The sequence below is a fragment of the Xenorhabdus griffiniae genome (assembly GCF_015163655.1).
Classification (GTDB): domain Bacteria; phylum Pseudomonadota; class Gammaproteobacteria; order Enterobacterales; family Enterobacteriaceae; genus Xenorhabdus; species Xenorhabdus griffiniae.
Map to the genome: position 1 here is coordinate 1 of NZ_JADEUF010000221.1, position 2,144 is coordinate 2,144.

Consider the following 2,144-nt stretch of genomic DNA (forward strand, 5'->3'; position numbering starts at 1 on the left):
CCTGAGTGAAACGTTTAACCCCTTTATGGGTGGTAAACGCGGTTTTAGCACAAATCAGCCGGCCCTTCAGGGCATGGCCCGCTTTTTTAGCCCCCTGTTTTGCGCCCGCCAGCACCGCCTGCCGGCCGGTTTGGGTCAGCAGCTTACCCAGCCCTTTGCCCATGCCCCGCGTCGGCGGCACTAAAAATTCCACGGCAATCAGCAACGCCCGTTGCCAGCCAGAAAATTCTTCCGCGATGTCCAGATAGGTGCCCTGACCGCTGCCGATAAAGACTTTACTGGCGCCACTCTTGATGGTGGCGCCACAGGCCAGCTTGTCACCGACACGCGCCGCCGGCTGACCGTTGATAAACACGGATTCACTGCCCTGCGCGATCAGCGGGGGCGGATGCTTGCTGCAGGCGGCTAAATCCACGGTGGTCCGGGCCGCCGGCTTACCCTCAATGATAACATTCGGTGAACCCTGGCTTATTGCGCCATCCGGTGGCCCGATGCTGTCTATCATATTGGTGACCGCCGCACTGACATCGCTGATAAACCCGCCCAGTGCCATCGTCCCCGCCGTGCCGAGTGCCAATACCGCCGCGGTGGCCAGCCCGCCGGTCCCGACAATCACGGCAGAAGCGGCGGCAAACACGGCCGCCCCAATCAAAGCCCCGACGACAACCCCCGCCAGCGCACCCAGAAAACTCGAATGCTGAATAATATCGCCCTCACGCGCCGCCGCCGGACCACGGGGCTGTGACGGTGGCATGACCCTGCCTACCGCGTGGGTGGCCCCCACACGGGCAATCCGTGTGACAATATCGTCACCCAGTCCCATGATGACCTCCTGTCACGCTGCCTGAAAACTGGTGATAACCGCCAGTAACGCGGTTCGCTGCCCTTCCTCAAACGGTTGCGGTGACGTCAGGTTAAACGCCAGCAACTGGCTGCCCCGGATTTGCAACACCACCGTCTGGTGCATTTCCCCTTCCGGGCTTTGCCACTGGTAATCCAGCCGCCACGCGGTGTCACCACTGAGGTCTATTTGCTGCCGCTGATGCTCCTGATACCCCGGCAGGTGGGTGACAAACTGTGCCAGTGTCTGTTCATAATACGCCTGGCGGTCGGCGCCGGCCGGCACCGGCGTACGGTTAATCACCAGATTGACACCGCTGTCATCCGGTAACACAAACACGTGCATCGATTCATCACGCCAGCCGGCAGGAAGCGTCAGGGTGCCTTCGTTCATTTGGTAGAGGTGGGTGCTCATAATTGTCCTTTTTACTTTTTTTACCTAATTTGCTCTTCAATCCGCTGCAAAAATCGGGCTGAGCGGGTTGCAGTCTGTTGTTGGCCGGCCCGGCATCAGTTCAGGGTGATGACCTCTTTTCCGTTCACAATGACGGTATTACCGGTAATATGGATATTGCCGTCGGCATCAATCGAGATACTCCCTTTGGTGTTGCCGAGGGTGATACCGCTCTCGGTGGACTGAAGGGTAATTTGTCCTTTGGCACTGAGTACGCTGGTTTTTTCCACGGTGACCTGCCGGGTCCCGATGCTGCTCACTTCCATGCCGACGACTTCTTTATGCCGGTCAGCCCGCACGCTGAGCACCTGATGGTGTCCGACACTTTCGGTATGGTCGTGCATCACGCGGGTACTGCGGTCATTCAGTACGGTGGTATCCATGTCCCGCTGCGCATGCAATGCCAGCCGCTCGCTGCCTTTCGCATCCTCAAACAGCAGCTCGTTATAGCCCTCACCCTTGTGGGTTTTGGAGCGGAAGGCCATCTGGGTTTTGCTGCCCGGCAGCCCGCCCGGCGGGATATTGCTGGCATGGTAGGTGCGGCCGGTGACAATCGGTTGATCCGGATCACCGTGCAGAAAATCCACCACCACTTCCTGACCGATACGCGGGATCGCCAGCATCCCCCAGCCCTGACCGGCCCACGGTTGGGTGACGCGTATCCAGCAGGAGCTCTGGTCATCACTCTTGCCGTAGCGATCCCACGGGAACTGCAGGCGCACCCGCCCGTACGCGTCGCAGAAGATTTCTTCGCCGGCCGGCCCCACGACCTTGGCGATTTGCGGGCCGTCGATGACCGGTTTGGGCAGTGGCGTCGGGCGCCAGTGCTGGTTATGGCGGATAAAGTGGA

General features: G+C 59.9%; 3 protein-coding genes. All 3 read right to left on the bottom strand.

The window, feature by feature from the left end; translation table 11 throughout:
• On the bottom strand, window positions 1-823 hold an 823-nt coding region (locus IQ211_RS18930; protein WP_193836461.1), incomplete at its 3' end, for a PAAR domain-containing protein.
• Between the two features lie 12 nt (window positions 824-835).
• Entirely contained in the window at window positions 836-1,255 is a 420-nt protein-coding gene (locus tag IQ211_RS18935) for a DUF1795 domain-containing protein (protein WP_189761321.1), read from the bottom strand.
• Between the two features lie 95 nt (window positions 1,256-1,350).
• A partial coding sequence (tssI, locus tag IQ211_RS18940; RefSeq protein ID WP_189761322.1) for a type VI secretion system tip protein TssI/VgrG occupies window positions 1,351-2,144 on the bottom strand: 794 nt, incomplete at its 5' end.

What these genes read in the sequence shown, in the direction of transcription:
- IQ211_RS18935 (WP_189761321.1), bottom strand. Translation starts at nt 1,255, where the DNA reads ATGAGCACCCACCTCTACCAAATGAACGAAGGCACCCTGACGCTTCCT.